General features: G+C 41.8%; 16 protein-coding genes. All 16 read right to left on the bottom strand.

Going from position 1 to position 17,137, the window contains the following annotated elements; genetic code table 11:
* Window positions 1-125 precede the first annotated feature (125 nt).
* The 16 genes from NCY30_RS04410 to NCY30_RS04335 all read right to left on the bottom strand — a co-directional run bounded on the left by NCY30_RS04410 (window position 126) and on the right by NCY30_RS04335 (window position 17,009).
* The gene (locus tag NCY30_RS04410) at window positions 126-2,309 is read right to left on the bottom strand and encodes a YhgE/Pip family protein (RefSeq protein ID WP_250818511.1); all 2,184 of its coding nucleotides are present in this window, start codon (window positions 2,307-2,309) and stop codon (window positions 126-128) included.
* Window positions 2,306-4,858 carry a YhgE/Pip domain-containing protein gene (locus NCY30_RS04405; protein WP_250818510.1) on the bottom strand — a complete coding sequence of 851 codons (2,553 nt, stop codon included), beginning with the start codon at window positions 4,856-4,858 and terminating at the stop codon, window positions 2,306-2,308. Before NCY30_RS04405 ends, NCY30_RS04410 begins: the two co-directional genes overlap by 4 nt.
* Before the next feature lie 180 nt (window positions 4,859-5,038).
* The gene (locus NCY30_RS04400; protein WP_173792668.1) at window positions 5,039-5,941 is read right to left on the bottom strand and encodes a dihydroorotate dehydrogenase; all 903 of its coding nucleotides are present in this window, start codon (window positions 5,939-5,941) and stop codon (window positions 5,039-5,041) included.
* On the bottom strand, window positions 5,941-6,723 hold the full coding sequence (locus NCY30_RS04395; RefSeq protein WP_173785127.1) for a dihydroorotate dehydrogenase electron transfer subunit: 783 nt from the start codon (window positions 6,721-6,723) through the stop codon (window positions 5,941-5,943). Before NCY30_RS04395 ends, NCY30_RS04400 begins: the two co-directional genes overlap by 1 nt.
* A gap of 75 nt (window positions 6,724-6,798) precedes the next feature.
* Window positions 6,799-7,725: an orotidine-5'-phosphate decarboxylase gene (pyrF, locus tag NCY30_RS04390; protein WP_022416281.1), complete on the bottom strand. Its 927-nt coding sequence runs from the start codon at window positions 7,723-7,725 to the stop codon at window positions 6,799-6,801.
* Between the two features lie 136 nt (window positions 7,726-7,861).
* Window positions 7,862-9,037 (bottom strand): S41 family peptidase, encoded by a 1,176-nt coding sequence (locus NCY30_RS04385; protein WP_173788358.1) that lies wholly within the window; start codon window positions 9,035-9,037, stop codon window positions 7,862-7,864.
* Window positions 9,038-9,070: 33 nt separating this feature from the next.
* Window positions 9,071-10,237, bottom strand: a complete 1,167-nt coding sequence (locus tag NCY30_RS04380) for a murein hydrolase activator EnvC family protein (protein WP_006428007.1) — start codon at window positions 10,235-10,237, stop codon at window positions 9,071-9,073.
* Between the two features lie 27 nt (window positions 10,238-10,264).
* On the bottom strand, window positions 10,265-11,173 hold the full coding sequence (gene ftsX, locus NCY30_RS04375) for a permease-like cell division protein FtsX (protein WP_006428008.1): 909 nt from the start codon (window positions 11,171-11,173) through the stop codon (window positions 10,265-10,267).
* Window positions 11,163-11,849 carry a cell division ATP-binding protein FtsE gene (gene ftsE / locus NCY30_RS04370; RefSeq protein ID WP_006428009.1) on the bottom strand — a complete coding sequence of 229 codons (687 nt, stop codon included), beginning with the start codon at window positions 11,847-11,849 and terminating at the stop codon, window positions 11,163-11,165. The genes ftsX and ftsE overlap by 11 nt, the downstream gene beginning before the upstream one ends.
* Window positions 11,850-11,865: 16 nt before the next feature.
* A complete protein-coding gene (locus NCY30_RS04365) occupies window positions 11,866-12,954 on the bottom strand; it encodes a PucR family transcriptional regulator (protein ID WP_022416284.1) in 1,089 nt (362 codons plus the stop codon).
* 213 nt (window positions 12,955-13,167) lie between these two features.
* Window positions 13,168-13,842 carry a WecB/TagA/CpsF family glycosyltransferase gene (locus NCY30_RS04360; RefSeq protein WP_006428011.1) on the bottom strand — a complete coding sequence of 225 codons (675 nt, stop codon included), beginning with the start codon at window positions 13,840-13,842 and terminating at the stop codon, window positions 13,168-13,170.
* 85 nt (window positions 13,843-13,927) lie between these two features.
* Window positions 13,928-14,146, bottom strand: coding sequence for a small, acid-soluble spore protein, alpha/beta type (locus tag NCY30_RS04355; protein ID WP_006428012.1), 219 nt, complete (start codon window positions 14,144-14,146; stop codon window positions 13,928-13,930).
* Between the two features lie 512 nt (window positions 14,147-14,658).
* Window positions 14,659-14,856, bottom strand: coding sequence for a PspC domain-containing protein (locus tag NCY30_RS04350; RefSeq protein WP_022415673.1), 198 nt, complete (start codon window positions 14,854-14,856; stop codon window positions 14,659-14,661).
* A gap of 75 nt (window positions 14,857-14,931) precedes the next feature.
* Entirely contained in the window at window positions 14,932-15,897 is a 966-nt protein-coding gene (locus NCY30_RS04345) for a DUF4097 family beta strand repeat-containing protein (protein WP_250818509.1), read from the bottom strand.
* A gap of 3 nt (window positions 15,898-15,900) precedes the next feature.
* The gene (locus NCY30_RS04340; RefSeq protein ID WP_006428107.1) at window positions 15,901-16,689 is read right to left on the bottom strand and encodes a DUF1700 domain-containing protein; all 789 of its coding nucleotides are present in this window, start codon (window positions 16,687-16,689) and stop codon (window positions 15,901-15,903) included.
* Entirely contained in the window at window positions 16,686-17,009 is a 324-nt protein-coding gene (locus NCY30_RS04335) for a PadR family transcriptional regulator (RefSeq protein ID WP_006428106.1), read from the bottom strand. The genes NCY30_RS04340 and NCY30_RS04335 overlap by 4 nt, the downstream gene beginning before the upstream one ends.
* Between the last annotated feature and the right edge of the window lie 128 nt (window positions 17,010-17,137).

Genomic DNA, 17,137 nt, shown 5'->3' with positions numbered 1-17,137 from the left:
TGTATTTCTTATATACTTCGGCCAAAAAAGAAAGGGTTCGGAAGGCACACTCTCCTTCCGAACCCTTTTTATATACCAAAGTATGCAAGAGAAGTTGCCAGTGGCAACTTCTCTGTACTTTCGCTTTACATGATCTTCGTCTCTTCCAGTTTTTCTGCAAATGCCTCATTCATCCGGATCACCGGTTTACGAAGGAGCAATCCAAGGATCAGGGACAGGATCAAAAAGATTCCAAGCTTTCCAAGTTCTGTCCAGTAGGTCATACCATACATACCGCCAATTGTCTCCCTAAGCGCCGCCATGCTGTGAACGAATGGCAGTAACGGATATACGGCTTTGAAGAAGGCCGGTGCGACTTCAATTGGGAAGGTTCCTCCGGAACCTGCCACTTGCATAACCAGAAGTACAACGCTGACCGCTTTTCCGATATCTCCGAATGATACTGTCAGTGTATAGATGATATTCACATATACAATGCTCGAGAACCATCCTGCCAGCATGAAGAGGAACGGATGCTTACACTGAATTCCCAGGTATAACAGATCCCCCAGACAGATCAGGGTACTCTGCAGGAGACCTACGATCAGGAAGAGGAGATATCGTCCCAGGTATTCCTGATGCGGTTTTACTTTCTTAAGACCTTCGGTGCATTTTGACGAAACGCCTGTCTTTAACATGGCAACCAGCACAATTCCACCGATCCAGATCGACAGTGTGGAATAGAACGGTGCCATCGAAGAACCATAATTTTCAATCTTATAGACCTGATTTGTCTTCAGGCTTACCGGTGCTGCCAGGAACTCTCCGATCACATTAGAATCCCCGGAGATCAGTTCTTCTAATTGTGAGAAATCACCGCTTTGCTGCATTTCTCCGATTTTTCCTGTCGTATTGCTGATTTTTTCTGCTGCTGTATTGAGCAGATTGCAAGAATGATTCAGCGCTGTGTTAATCTGTGTCAGATCAGCCGACGCTGAAGTTGACAAATCATATACCCCGTCTACACCTTCATCCAGGCGATCCATCAAAAGGTTCAGATTACTGCTTGTGTCTCCCATCGAATCTCCCAGTTCATCCAGACTGCTCTTTACATTCTTCTCAAAGTCTGTCTTGATTCCGGCAAGGCTGTCTGCACTTGATTTCACCAGTTTATCTAATTCTGCTTTATCCGTTACTGCTGTATCTGCCGCTCCCTGAAGCGAAGATGCTGTGGACTTAAGCTTATCCCGAAGCTCTGTCTGTGTCGCAATCGTCTCTCCCAGTTTTCCGGAAATACTTCCCTTTAATGCATTCAACTGCGCATTATTTCCAACGTTTATTTCATCTATTGCCGATTTCAGCGAAGTATAGGAATCAATCACTTTCTGAACTCTGGATGCCAGGGTATTCAATGTTCCCGCCACATCGTCCGCGCTCTGAGAGTTTGATGAAAATGCTGAATCAATAATTTCCGACATCTGATCATAGAATTCTTTTCCGGAATTAATTGCCGCATTTACTCCGTCTGTCGCACCGCTGACTGTCTCATCAATTCCACTGAACGATTTTTTCACCTTTTTCAGTGAATCTGTCGTGTTCTTGGAATGCTCCTGTGTTTCCTTCAGGAAACTTCCTGTTGTATCCAGAAGCTGCTGTGCAGAAGTTGTCATTCCCGAAAAAGAGCTTAATGCAGACGATGCCGCACTCAAATCCGAGCCGATCTGATTTAAATTATCCGCAAGATTTTGTGCGATTGCTGCCACTCCGTCCTGATCCGCTACATTCGTAACTGCCTTAAACGCAGTGATCACAGTATCGCTGATCGTCTCTACAAATACCTCATTAACCTGTCTCTGGATCGCACTTGCTCCTTTATCCGTTACTTTTGGTGCGATTGCATTTTCCTTGGCATTCGAATAGTATGTGATACTTGGTTTCTGGATATTTTCAGAAAAAATACTCATCATATTTGAGCTGAAGTCCTTCGGTATCACAATTGCTGCATAATATTTTCCGGACTTTACACCGTCTATGGCTTTTTTTCTTCCGGTAAAAACCCAGTCAAGCTGCGAATTGCTTCGAAGCGATGTCAGCACCTGATCTCCCATATTGATCTGTAACGGAATCAGGCTTCCCTCATATCCTTCATCAACACTTGCAACTGCAACCTTCAGATTACCGGTATTGCCATACGGATCCCAGCTTGCTGCTATATTGAACCACGCATAAAGGCAGGGTACAACTGTAATTCCCATGATAACAATCATTGCGATTACATTATTTTTAATACGCTTTATATCTCTTCGGAAGATTTCCCATATATTTTTCATTCGCCTCTTTCCTCCTTTATCTCATGGATCAGATCTTCTGTTGTCATACCTGTCATAGCAAGCTGTCTTTGCATCTTGTCATGCAGATATTCTACAACGATCAGATATACTGCAAGTCCGATCAGCGATACGATCCACAATATCAGGAAGACCAGTTTTGACTCCAGACTGAACATCAGTATCAGGAAAACCAGTGGTATGATGATCATTCCAAGGAATCCCCATCGGATCATCTTTGGATAACGTTTTTCAAATTTTTCGGATTTCACAAGAAATTCCTGTTTCCATTCATCATCTTCCATAAGTGTCTTCATCATCATTGTCAGTTCCGGACGTTTCCGTTCGGCCGACTCCGTCTCCCCAAGCATTAACTCTGTCTCAGACAGACGTTTATCGAACAAGTGATTCAGATTCATAAACAACGGACGTAATACCAGACCGATGAAAAGAGAGATTGGGAAAAATATCGCAAGAATCCCCAGATACTTCCAGATATTTGCTCCATACATTCCTGCAATACATTCACGCATGGCACTGATTCCATATGTGAATGGAAGAAGCGGATGCAGTCTCTGGAAAAATGCCGGTGTCATCTCGATCGGATACGTTCCTGCCGATCCAGGAATCTGCAGGATAACAAGTACAACTCCCAGTGCCTTTCCAATGTGTTTAAAGGTCAATGCCAGTGCGTAGATCAGATTAACATAAACAAACGAACAGAATACACCCACACATACAAACGCTACCGGATGTACACACTGTACTTTCAATAATAAAATATCACCGACACATACGATCAGTCCCTGTACAAGACCTACTGCAACAAATAACAGCCATCTTCCAAAGTAGGCCTGTCCGGCTGTAAACTTCCGTACCTTTTCATCTTTATCAACTTCCTGTTTCAGAATTGATACCAGAATCAGTCCTCCTACCCAAAGTGCAAGATTTGTGTAAAATGGTGTCATTCCCGAGCCATAATTTTCTACATCATATAACACATTTGATTTGATGCTCACCGGAGAGGACATAAAATCTGCAATTGAATCCGCATCAAGTCCTTCCAGTGAAGTCAGTTTCTGATACATCTCTGAACTCTGTAATGCATTTAAATCCGTCTGAACAGATGCCAGTGCCTCATCAACCTGTGTTAACACATCTCCTGTCTGTCCCAATGCAGACGCACTGCTTTTCAGGCTGTCATTTAACTGATTTAAAATCGTCTTTAATTGTTCTACTGTCGGCTCAACTCCGGTTAAAGCCGCAGAAAGATTTCCGCTCAGTGAAGCCAGACTGTCCAGTGACTGATTCAGCTGTGGCAGAATCTTCTGATCCAGATTGGTACGGTAATTTTGCAGACTGTCTTTACTTTCTTTCGCAAGTTTTTCCAGTGAAGTACGTGTATTCTTTGCTGTTGTCACTGCGTTTTGAATCCCTTGATTCCCTGTTTTCAGTGAAGATACCAGCTCCTGTAACGATGCATTCTGGTTCTCCAATTCTGTAATTTTCTGTCCGATCACAGCAGATATCTGCTGTCCCAGTTCTGTATGCCCCTGAATCTTATCATTCAATTCTTTCAGCTGTTCCAGAAGTTCCTGATTTTTATCCAGCAGAGACGAAGCCGTTGAAAGGCTGCTGTCTACTGCTGTCAGTGCCTGTCCGGCTTTCGTCTCAAACACGCCCAGTTTTGCCGATGCCGAGACATACGTGTCATTTAAAAGTGTCTCTCCGTTCGATAACCCATTGGAGAATTCCGTTGAAAACTGTCCAACCGCTGTTCTGGTATCTGCAAGCACATTTCCACTGTCTTCGATTGCTTTGGCTCCTGACTCTGCAGTAACCGTAACCTGATCCAGCATACTTACCGCACTCGCCATGATCTCATCTGACTTATCCACTGTCTTCTGGAAGTTTTCCAATACCTTATTATATTCGTCCAGATTCTTTCTGGTATCTGCGATAGCTTTGATCAGACTTGAATTTTCTTCACTTACTTTTCCGGATAATTCTCCGGCCTCTTTACTCAATAATTCAGAAATGCTCTCTGCAGCTACGGATGTGAATGTATCATTGATTTCCTGCTGAATCGTGCTCGCACCTGTATCCGTGATCTTTGGTGCTATTGCATTTTTCTTTTCATTAATATAATAATCCAGCTTCGGCTGTTTGATATCTCCTGATAAAATACTCAGAAGTGATTCACTGAAATTATCCGGTATTACGATCGCTGCGTAATATTTTCCGGATCTCACTCCCTTTTTCGCTTCTTTTGCATCTACAAACTTCCAGCCAAGCTGGTCATTTTTCTTCAGATTGTCTACAATATTTTGTCCTGCGTCCAGTGACATCTGCTCACTGTCGGCACCTTTATCCTCATTGGCAATCGCAACCTGGATTCCCTTGGTATTTCCATACGGATCCATATTGGCAGCGATGTTGAACCATGCATAAAGAGACGGCAGCACACTGATTCCAACCAGGATCAGTACTGCTGCACGGTTACGGAACAACCGGCCAAGATCTCTTTTGAAAATCTGAAATGATTTCTTCATCCACTAATCCTCCTTTGTTATTGTCATATAGACATTAGTATAACAAAAACACTTCTGAAAATCTACCCAAAAACTGACGAACGGTCATATTTTTATTGTGCTATTTGCACTTCTGAGATGAAGCGCAAAAATGCATCAGTACAGGTCAATTCCCTATATTGATGCATTTTTATCATTTATTTATTTTACAATGCCAACCATATCTTTCACGGATTCAAATCCATTTTTCTTCATATATGCTTCGATTCCGTCAATAATCTCGATCGTTGCATTCGGATTATAGAAATTCGCAGTTCCTACAGATACTGCAGACGCTCCCGCAAGGATCATCTCAATGGCATCTTCCGGTGTCGCAATACCGCCCATTCCAATAATCGGAATGTTCACTGCCTGTGCCGTCTGATATACCATACGGACTGCAATCGGATGTACAACTGGTCCCGACACACCGCCGGTCTTATTTGCTACCGCAAATGTTCTGCGGTTGATATCAATCTTCATACCCGTCAGTGTATTGATCAATGACAGGGCATCTGCTCCGCCGGCTTCTGCTGCCTTCGCAATCTCCGTAATATCCGTAACATTTGGCGTCAGTTTCATGATGATCGGCTGCTTTGCAATCTTTTTGATCTGAGCCGTCAGCTCCTCTACATGCTTTGCATCCTGCCCGAACGCCAGAAAGCCTGCATTAACATTCGGGCACGAAATATTGATCTCCATCATATCAATCGGCTCATCAGCCAGTCTTTCCACCACTTCCAGATATTCTTCCGGTGCATGACCACAGACATTGACGATGATCTTCGTATCATATTTCTTCAGAAATGGAATATCTCTTTTGCAGAACAGATCGATTCCCGGATTCTGGAGTCCGATCGCATTCATCATTCCTCCGTAAACTTCAGCTACACGTGGTGTCGGATTCCCCGGCCACGGGACATTTGCCACGCCCTTGGTCGTTACCGCTCCAAGACGGTTCAGATCCACAAACTCACTGAATTCTTCTCCCGAACCAAATGTACCGGAAGCCACTGTAACCGGATTCTTCCATTCTACGCCGGCAATATTTACTTTCATGTCCATTATAAATCCACCTCCGTAGATAAGAATACTGGTCCGTCTTTACAGATTCTCTTATTGTTCACATTACTGTGTGCATCTTTTTCTTTTGTCTTGCAGACACATGCCAGACAGGCTCCGATACCGCATGCCATTCTCTCTTCCAGGGAAATATAGCATTCTATTTTCTTCTCTTCTGCATAGGCCTTGATCGCACGCAGCATTGGTGTAGGTCCGCATGCAAATATAATATCGGCATCCAGACTCTGCTCACGGATAGCATCCATGACATTTCCTTTTGTTCCCACGCTTCCATCCTCTGTGGAAATATATAAGGTTCCGTTCTGTTCAAACTCCTCTTTCAGGAACGTATGCGCATCTCTATAGCCGACAACAATCTGCTTTTCTTCACACTGCATCTGCTTTGCAAGTTCCAGAATCGGCGGAACACCAATCCCGCCGCCCATCAGGAATACTTTCTTTCCTTCTGCCTTTTCATATGGAAATCCATTTCCCAAAGGTCCGATCACTGGTACAAAATCTCCGGCCTTTAATTCTGAAAACTGTTTTGTTCCGGTCTTTTCTCCTGTCACACGATATACCAGTCTTAATCTTTTTGCTTCTTTATCAATTTCACAGATACTGATCGGGCGTGGAAGTAATTTGCTTGCATCTGTCGTGTATACAGACACAAACTGTCCCGGTCTGGCAGTCAGCGCTGCTTCTGTCTCAATCCACAGGCTGTAGATTCCATCTGCCAGCATCTCCTGTGACAGAACTTTCGCCTGTTCTTTTTTTCTCTCCATCTTCCTTTATCTCCTGTCAAGATTACTCTGTCTTACTTTTTTCGTTATCAGTCTTTTTTTTCGTCTGTTCAGACATTATCTGTTCTCAAGTGCTCCCTTGATGTCTGCGATCATCGTCTCAACTGCTGCTCTGGATGCATCACCAAAATTCTCAGCTCCAAATTTTGCATACTGCTCCTGCTTATATGCCGCAATGATTCCTCTGGAAGAGTTTACGATTGCTCCAAGGCCATCTTCATTGAAGAAATGTACCAGGTCTTTTCCTTTTCCTCCCTGTGCACCGTAACCAGGAACCAGAATGTAAGCTTTTGGCATCACTTTTCTTAATACTTTTCCCATCTCCGGATAAGTTGCTCCGACTACTGCTCCGACATAGCTGTACTCATCGCCCATGACTTCAGATCCCCATGCGGCAACTTTTTCTCCAACCAGTTCATATAACGGACGGCCGTCGATCTTCTGATCCTGGAATTCACCGCTTGACGGATTTGATGTCTTAACAAGTACGAAGATTCCCTTCTTTTCTTCTTTACATACGTCCAGGAATGGATTCACTCCATCTGAACCAAGGTATGGATTCACTGTTACAAAGTCTTCATCAAATGGTGCGTATGTCTTGCTGCCTACTTTCACCTTACCAATATGACCCACAGCATAAGCTGCTGATGTAGAACCAATGTCTCCTCTTTTAATATCGCCGATGACAACCAGTCCTTTTTCCTTACAGTAATCTACCGTTTTCTTGAATGCTGCAAGTCCCGGAAGACCAAACTGTTCATACATAGCGATCTGTGGTTTTACAGCCGGAATCAGATCATAAGTCTTGTCCACGATTTCTTTATTGAACTGCCAGATTGCTTCTGCTGCTCCTTCCAGTGTCTCACCATATTCTGCGAACGCTTTTTTCTGTACCTGCTCCGGAATATAGTTCAACATCGGATCTAATCCTACTACAATCGGTGCTCCTGTCTTCTTTATGTTGGCTACTAACTGATTAATCAATGTTTTTTCCTCCTACCTTATATGCATAATCTAAATTTCATATTGTTTATATTTTACCATAAGGCATAATAAAAGGGAATGCCAAACTGCATTCCCTTCAAAACTCTTATTTTGCTATGTCACCATCCACAAACGATTACTTCATCTGTGCTTTTACTTCCTCCACAGCTTTATCAAGCTGATTGTCTGCATCCGGATTTTCTTCATTATTTTCGTATTCGACCTTTACATCCGGTGTAATTCCTTTTCCGTTGATGCTTCTTCCCTTTGGAGTGAAATATTCTGCAATCGTAAGTTTTACGGCTGTTCCGTCATCCAGATCAAAAATCTGCTGTACGACACCCTTTCCATATGTCTGGGTTCCGACAATCTTACCGATTCCGTAATCCTGGATTGCCCCGGAGTAAATCTCTGATGCACTGGCACTGTTTCCATTTACCAGAACTGCCAGCGGTTTTGTAAACTGATGTTCTTCGTCAGATTTCATCTTTGTCTTTTTGCCATTTTTATCTTCCGTATACACGATCAGGCCCTTTGGCAGCATCAGATCCAGCATATCACATACTGTACTGAGCGAACCTCCAGGATTATTACGCAGATCCACAACCAGCCCTGTCATTCCCTGTTTTTCAAGATCATCCAATGCTTCTTTGTACTGATCATACGTCACAGTATCAAATTCAGACACTCTGATATAACCAATCTTGTCATCCATCATCTTATACTCAATTGTCTGTGCCTGTACGGTATCTCTTGTTGCAGTCACAGTTACTTCTTTGGCATCTTCACCTCTTAATACGGTGAGTTCTACCGTTGTTCCTTTTTCACCCTTTACCTTACTTACAACTTTAGAGAGATCTTTTCCTGTGACTTCTTTTCCTTCAACCTTATAAAGGATATCATTCTCCTTAAGTCCTGCTTTCTCAGCCGGAGAATCCTTATATATCTGGACCAGAGTGATCACTCCTGTCTCTGTATTCTGAGACATCACAGCACCGATTCCGGAATATTCACCACCAGTTGATTCGTATAATTCTTTTGTTTCTTTTTTGTTATAATATACCGAATACGGATCATTCAGGCCATTGATATAACCTTTATAGACCCCATCTTCCAGATTCTTTTCTTTTACATCCCCCATATAATGCTTCTCGATCAGGTTCTGCAGTTCTGATATCTTATCTTCTGTTTTTGATGTGATATCACTGTTTCCATTATTCACTTTTAATCCACAGGACACGAGTCCTGCCACTAATAACATAGCAAGGGCGCCACAAAGCGCCCCTTTCAAAAAACTTTTTCTGTTTTTCATTTATCTTGCCTCATACTATGATCTGTTCGTTTCTTACAGATAGTTTGCCGGATTTACCGGTGTTCCATTCAACATTACCTGAAAATGCAGATGTGGTCCGGTTGAATTTCCTGTAGTTCCAACCGCTGCAACATTCTGACCTCTGCTGACTTTCTGTCCCGCACTCACATAAATCGCATTGCAATGCATATAATATGTAAGCAATCCGTTTCCATGACTGATTACTAACAGGTTTCCCGCATTTCCGGCATATCCGGCTGAAATAACTGTTCCTGCCGCAGCCGCATAGATTGGCGTTCCTGTTGCTGCTGCAAAGTCAATCCCTTTATGATTCGTACTTGCACCTGCAATCGGCTGTGTTCTGTAACCAAATCCACTCGAAATATATCCACCCGGACAAGGATGTGTAAATGTTCCATTTCCCGACACCACCGATGCCCCGGCGGAACCGGCCGAAGACCCCGATGAGCTTGTATTCTTTTTGGCTGCTGCCTGAGCCTTCTTCGCAGCTGCCGCTGCCGCTGCTGCTTCTTTCTGTTTACGTTCGGCTTCGGCAGCTGCCGCTTCCAGCTGTGCAAGCTTATTCTTTGTATCTCCCAGTTCGCTGGTCAAACTCTGAATCTCACTTTGCTTATTCTTTATCAGTTCATTTACGCTGTCCTGCTTTGTGATCAGATCATCCTGCATCGTCTGCAGTTCTTTATATTCTTTCTTGAGTTCTGCTTCCTGATTCTCGACATTGGTTACAACCTTCTGGAATTCTACCAGCATGTTTCTGTCGTATCCTGATATTCTGCTGATATATTCAGCATTATTCAGCAATTCTCCAATTGACTTTGAAGAGCAAAGGATTTCTACAAATCCTGTATTTCCATTTTCATACATATAACGGATTCTCTTCTTCATACTTTCATACTGTTCATTCTCATCCGCTTTTGCAAGAATCAATTCTTCTTCTTTATTTGTGATCTCATCTTCTTTTGCAGAAATCTTTTTCTTAGTTTCTTCCATCTCACCCGTCAGCTTTTTCAGCTGATCTGCCAGAGATGTTTTCTCATTTTCAGCAGCTTTCTTCTTGCTTTCCAGTTCTTCTGCTTTTTTCTTTGTATCATCAATTTCTGTTGCATATGTCTGCACAAACATTCCGCTTACAAGCGTAAGCACCAGCAGAAGGCTTATCATCTTCTTTCTTTTTATCATATGACGCTCCTTTCCGAGCCAGAACTTTTATACCTTCAGATGTTTGCGGATTGTAAAGAAACTTCCCACAAAACCGATTCCAACACCCAAAGCAATTCCGATTGGAAGTAATGTTCTGTAAACAGTTGCTACCGGAAGGAAATCTACAATATTATTCAGAAGGCTGAATTTTGTCATAATGTATGTAATTGCCTTATCATACATAAAATAAAGCAATACGAGCGGGATTACAGCTCCGACAGCTCCGATAATCAGACCCTCTATTACAAACGGCGCACGGACAAATCCGTCTTTTGCTCCGATATATTTCATAATTGCAATTTCTTCACGTCTTACCGTAATACCCATAGTGACCGTATTACTGATCAGGAAAATTGACACTGCCAGAAGAATTGCAATAATTGCTACCGATACATATCCCACCAACTTGTTCACACTGGTAAGAGTCTTGGCTACTACGTCTGATTTATTAACTTTACGCACCCCATCCAGCGACTTTGCATAAGACACTACATCTTTCTGCTTTGATACGTCTGAAAGATATACTTCGTAGTTATCTGAATTGGCAAGCGGGTTATCACTCTTAAATCCTTCTGCCAGATCACTTGATTCTCCAAAATACTGATCTTTAAACTTATTCCATGCTGCATCCGCACTTACATAATTTACTTTCAGTACTCCATCTTCTTTCTTCAGCTGGGCACCAATTGTATCTTTTTGTTCTTTTGTAGTATCTTCATTAAAAAATACTGTAATAGCAACACCTTCTTCTGCTTTTTCTACAATATAACTAAAGTTAACTACAATGGAATAGAACAATCCGAACAGGAAAATGCATGCCGCCATCGTTGCGATCGAAGCAACGGAAAACATCTTATTTCTGCGGATGTTCTTAACCCCTTGTTTCATCGAATATCCTATTGTACTAATTCTCATGCTTATACCCACCTTTTTTCTCGTCGCTTACGATGACACCCTTTTTCATCGTAACAACTCGCTTCTGCATTTCATTTACGATCTCCTGGTTATGCGTAACGACAAGAACTGTAGTTCCTCTGTCATTCGCTTCTTCCAATAACTTCATGATTTCCCATGAGTTTGTCGGATCCAGGTTACCCGTAGGCTCATCTGCCAGAAGAATAGCAGGTTCATTCACGATCGCTCTTGCAATCGCAACCCTCTGCTGTTCACCACCGGATAATTCCTTCGGAAATGCTTTGTATTTCTGGGCAAGCCCTACCAGTGACAGTGCCGCCGGTACTTTTTTCTTGATAATTCTTGTAGGTGTCTCTGTAACTCTCTGCGCAAACGCAATATTTTCATAAATATTTCTGTCTTTCAACAAACGGAAATCCTGAAATACAACGCCAATATTTCTTCTGTACATCGCAACTTTGCGATGTTTCATACGGCTTAAATTATTGCCATTTACAATAATCGTTCCCGAAGTAGGTTCCAGTTCTTTCATGATAAGCTTGATCAAAGTAGACTTACCAGAGCCGCTGTCTCCTACAATAAACACAAATTCACCCTGTTCAATCTTCAGATTGATTCCATTCAGGGCTGCAACCCCTTTTGAGTACTCTTTCGTTACTTCTCTTAGTTCAATCATATGTTCCTCCTGATTATTAATACTCCAGTGACTCCATATACTTCATATATTTCACAACCATAAGTGCGATTTTGAATGTAATGGCGTCTTCGAACACACGGAGATCCAGACCGGTACTCTTTTGTAATTTATCCAGTCTGTATACCAGTGTATTACGGTGTATATATAATTGTCTGGATGTCTCTGATACGTTCAGATTATTCTCAAAGAATTTATTGATTGTTGTCAATGTCTCCTCATCGAAATCATCCGGTGATTTCCCCTCAAAAATCTCACGTATGAACATCTTACACAGCGGAATCGGAAGCTGATAGATCAGACGTCCTATTCCCAAAGCACTATATGCGATGACACTTCGCTCACTAAAGAAAATCTTGCCGACATCAAGTGCCAGCTTGGCTTCTTTATATGATTTTGATACTTCTTTGATATCATTTACAACCGTTCCGTATGCGATCAGAACATCTTCTTCTCCGTCTTCTTTCAGGAGTGTATACATATTCTCCGCAATCTTCTCCAGTTCTGTATGTCCATCATTTGGCTCCAGTTCTTTTACCACGATGATATTTTTCTCATCAACGGCCGTCACAAAATCTCTGCTACGATTACCAAGAAGGTTTCTTACATTATCCAGCGCATTCGTATCTTTTTCGTGCTTTGTTTCAATAATAAAGATAACACGTCTTACTTCTGTGTCAATATGTAATTTCTTAGCACGGTTGTAAATATCTACCAGCAACAGATTATCTAACAGCAGGTTTTTGATAAAATTATCTTTGTCAAATCTTTCTTTATATGCTACAAGAAGATTCTGAATCTGGAAGGCCGCAATCTTACCTACCATGTAAACATCATCACTTCCTCCATTGGCAAGAAGAATATACTCTAACTGATGTTCATCAAAAATCTTAAAAAACTGATATCCCTGTACGACCTGACTGTCTGCCGGGGATTCTACAAAGGAGATAACCTCCTCTACATAGTTCTCCTGTTCTGAAAATGTGCTTGCAAGAGATTTACCGTCTGTGTCCATCACGCAAAAGTCAATTCGTGTAATCCCTTTCAATCCTTCAATTGTGTTTTGAAGTATTTGATTAGATATCATATTCCATCTCCTCCACTCTTTTCAATATACATTTTCCACAACAAATCTTATCTACAAATTTCCAAAATGTATACTGTCAAATCTTATCTTAATATATATGACCAAAAAAATAAAGAGGAAATCACACTTTTTTGGTAATTTCCTCAGTTTTTTTACAATTTATTCACATTTATCCCATAGACATAGTGACGAAACATATTTCTTATGTTTTTCTTAGGATTTTGTTTTTAGCTTATTTTTTTCCATTTCACGCTTAAATATATGATTCAACAGAAATTTTGCCAGCTTCCCATGACCAAGTCCCTGCCTGTGATCCGAGAACATTCTATTCCCGACGCCGACCCATACTCTTGCATCCAAGAGATTCCTGTTTTTCGCTATAAAATCTTCCTGTAACGGTACTGACAATGCCGAAAGAATACAATCCACTTCACTTCCGTTAATCGCATTGACCAACATGTCGTCTGCCCTTCCCTCCGCTGATACTTTTGCAAGACCTACCAGCTGAATCCCACTGTAGGTTCTCTGCATATAGCGAAATGCTTCCTGTCCATCTTCCTCCGATTCGACCAGAAGATACATTCTCTTATGATTCTTATGCAAATAACGCATAAACATCTTCAAATATAATTTTATATCGATTTCCTTTGGCAGCCTCGCTTCTTCTGCTGCTTCAAGAATCAGCTTTTCCCCCGGCAGCACAAGATCAAATTCATTCATCCTGGCCTTAAGTTCCGAAAGATCATTCATCTGCATAAGACCGTCTACCGATACCACATCTATCACGCTTACAGGTTCTGACTCCAGAAAAGCTATCGTTTCTTTCATAGCTTCTTTTGCTGTACAGCTGTCTATATTCACATCTAAAACATTAATCTTTTCGTTCATATCCTCACCTGCTAACTCTTTTCCCAGTTTTTCGATTATAGCAAATGGATATTCCCTTTTCAACCTTTATTACACAATCTTCACACTAATTAACATTCGTAATACTTTTGTCATTTTTTTCATTTTCCCGTTTCTTTTTCGTGATCAACCCTCCGATTCGACCGGTTTCCTTGGATGTAAGTGATTTCCATCCATCCTGCATCACCCGGTCCAGAAGGCCTAATTCCTCCGCAATCTCATATTTTACTTTTTCATCTGGAGTAAGGTCCTCCAGGTGGATTGGGGTTTTCTTTTTTGATGACATAGTAGGTGCATTCCTTTCGTTTTCTTATAAGTATGCCCACTTTTTTCTATTTAATGCATCATGGCGGCTGGGACCTTGTAGTTTTATTCCTGAGGTTTCGCATGCCATAATAATTAAACAGAGGAACCGTAACCTTTGTGATACCGGAAGTGTACGAAAAAGCCGGAAAATCAATGGTTTCACCACAACTTTCCGGCTGCACAACGGTTACAATCCCTCTATTGAATTCATTATCATTGGCCAATCACGACATGAGAAAGACTTGGTATTGTGTTTGTTGCGTATTTTGGCGCGATGTGTAGAAGTTCTTAGGCAGTTTGACTTCCCGTTAAAGGGACGGAGCGAACTGTTTAAACCCCGTAGGGGTGAGTTTTGAGCGGAGACCCTTTCGTTCTTAGGGAAGGCGGACTGCCTTAGAACTTCTGCATCGTGACATCCAGCAACAAACATAATACCAAGTCTTTCTCATGGACCGGGATAAGCCACGATGATGAACTAAATAGAAATACCCCTTAATTTTCCTCCGGATCATCCGGTATAATAATCGCCGCAACAATATAAGCCAGTACCCCCGATCCGGCTCCCATTGAGATCAGTACAAATGCCAGTCTCACAAGTGTCGGATCAATGTTGAAATATTTTGCGATTCCACCACATACTCCACATATCATTCTGTTTTTTCTTGATCGGTATAATCTTTTTCCTTCCATTGTTCTGTCCTCCATATTTTTATTATATACTCTGCCTGCTTTATTATCTTTGTGATCATTTACATCTGTCTGTATTTACAGCTGTTCCATAAATGCTACATTGATAGATCCGATACCACAGTCAATATCCATTTTCTTGTCTGTGCCATTATCAATGCTTTTTTCTCTCCCAAATCCTGAAAAGCTGTCATCTCCGCATCGAATTTCTCCGATACCACAGTCCAGGTCATAATTATAATCTTTCTGCTTTCCTTTTATCTTCAGGTTTATCTCTCCTACTCCGCAGTCTGCTTCGATTTTCTTCTTTACATCGCCTGTTGCAGTTATGGAACCAGCCCCACATTTAAATTCTGCTTTTTCAGCTGCAAATTCCAGGATGCTAACCTCACCTGCTCCGGCATTTACCTCAAGATCTTTTGCAAGAATCTGCTCTGCCCTTAATTCACCAGCCTTCAGATCCAGCTCTGCCTTTTCCAGTTCCATATCTTTCGGAAGCGTCACAGTAATGGTTCCTTTTCCTATATTCTTGATTCTTTTAATCTTTTTATTCGATGTAAGATATAAGGTTCCATTTTTGGCAAACGCACAAAAGCCAAGCTTTTCATGTGTGTCTTTGCTTTCTACTGTAATCTCATCTGTATCTGACTGTGTCTTCAGATGGATTCTTCCTTCGCGCACCGTACTTTTTATCTCATGGATATTCTGATATGTTGCTTTTCCGTTTCCTTCTATAACACCGGTTGCATCTTTCATGTTCGCTTTCTCCTGTGCTTGTGCTGTTTCTTCCTGTTTCTGTTCGTCCTGATCATCGTCTGTATCAGTCTCATTATCTTCCTCCTGATCATCATCTATATCGTCATCATCATCATCATCCGGATCACCATATGTCTTATCTTCGGATACCCAGCTGATCCCATGTGGAAATTGATGTGCTATATCTGTCAGGGTCGTTCCCATTCCCCAGGATACCGAACAACATATGATTCCAATCAGAAACATAGAACCACACACGATCCAGAATATTTTCCAACGTTTCTTCATCTCTTATGCCACCGCCTTTCTGTGAAATGGTTTTCTTAAAATATATACAATTCCTCTGACGATTCCCGGAAATACGATAATACAGAGTCTTACTCCAACTACGGTACCGATTACACCGATCGCGATCACCATCAGTCCTGCTCCAAGAACCGCAAGTCCCACACCCGGATTGGCGAACAGGCTTCCTATTCCTGCAGCAAAAAGCACAACACCGACCATCACCACTGCCGCAAAACCGATTACAATCGCTGCAAACAAACAGAACACTGCTATTACAATTCCTGCAATTAATGCCAGAATCCCTGCTCCAAGCGGTATCACAATCGGAAATCCGATCACTACAATTGCTATGATCATGGCCAATTTTAGCCATTTGTTTGTCCACGGCTTTTTCTCCTGGCTTTCATAATCATAGGTTCCGTTATCCTGATATATCTTATTATCCTTTTCTTCTCCGTATGTATCTTCCTGATAATACTGGTATGTGTTTTCCCGGTCATGCTGTTCCCTGGCTCCAGAGTATGCTGCATTTTCTCCGGTTACTTTGCCGATTGCTTCTTCGGTTGTTTTTTCCGTTCCACCTTCTTTGCCGTCTTCTGTGTCTTCCCGGTCCGCTTTGATCTTCATCGCTACTTTTTCCGGACTTTCCAGTTCTTCTATTACATTCTGCTCATTCTCAGACCCTGCATCATCGAAGTAATCATTATAATATTTCAATGCATCGATTCTGTCCTCTTCCGGGATATCCTGAAGAAGTCTGGACAGCGTCTCCATAAATTCTACTCTGTTCATTCTAGTCTACCTCCCTCAAACAATTCGCTGATCTTTCCGGAATATTCTTTCCATTCTTTCTGATACATGGCAAGCTGCGTTCTTCCACTTTCCGTCACTTTATAATAACGTCTGTTTCTTCCGTCAAACTGCCGGTCATAGACTTCCAGATAATCCCCTTTCTGCAGCCTCCGAAGCACCGGATATAATGTAGATTCTGATACATCGATCGCTTTTCTTACATCCTGCGTAATCTTATATCCATAAGTTCCTTCATCTTCCCGCGATACTACCGCCAGCACAATTGCATCCAGAAGAGCTGCGCCTGTATTAAAAACCATGCTCTCACTCCCTTTCGCATTATTATCTAATATTATTTCGTTACGTATATTATATGTCGTATAATATAGTATGTCAACACATATTGTTTACATTACAAAAATGTAAGGTTAAATCTGCAGAATCTGTC

It is taken from the genome of Dorea sp. MB18-49 (assembly GCF_023669465.1).
Classification (GTDB): Bacteria; Bacillota; Clostridia; order Lachnospirales; family Lachnospiraceae; genus Dorea_A; species Dorea_A longicatena.
This window is presented reverse-complemented; position numbering and strand designations above follow the sequence as displayed.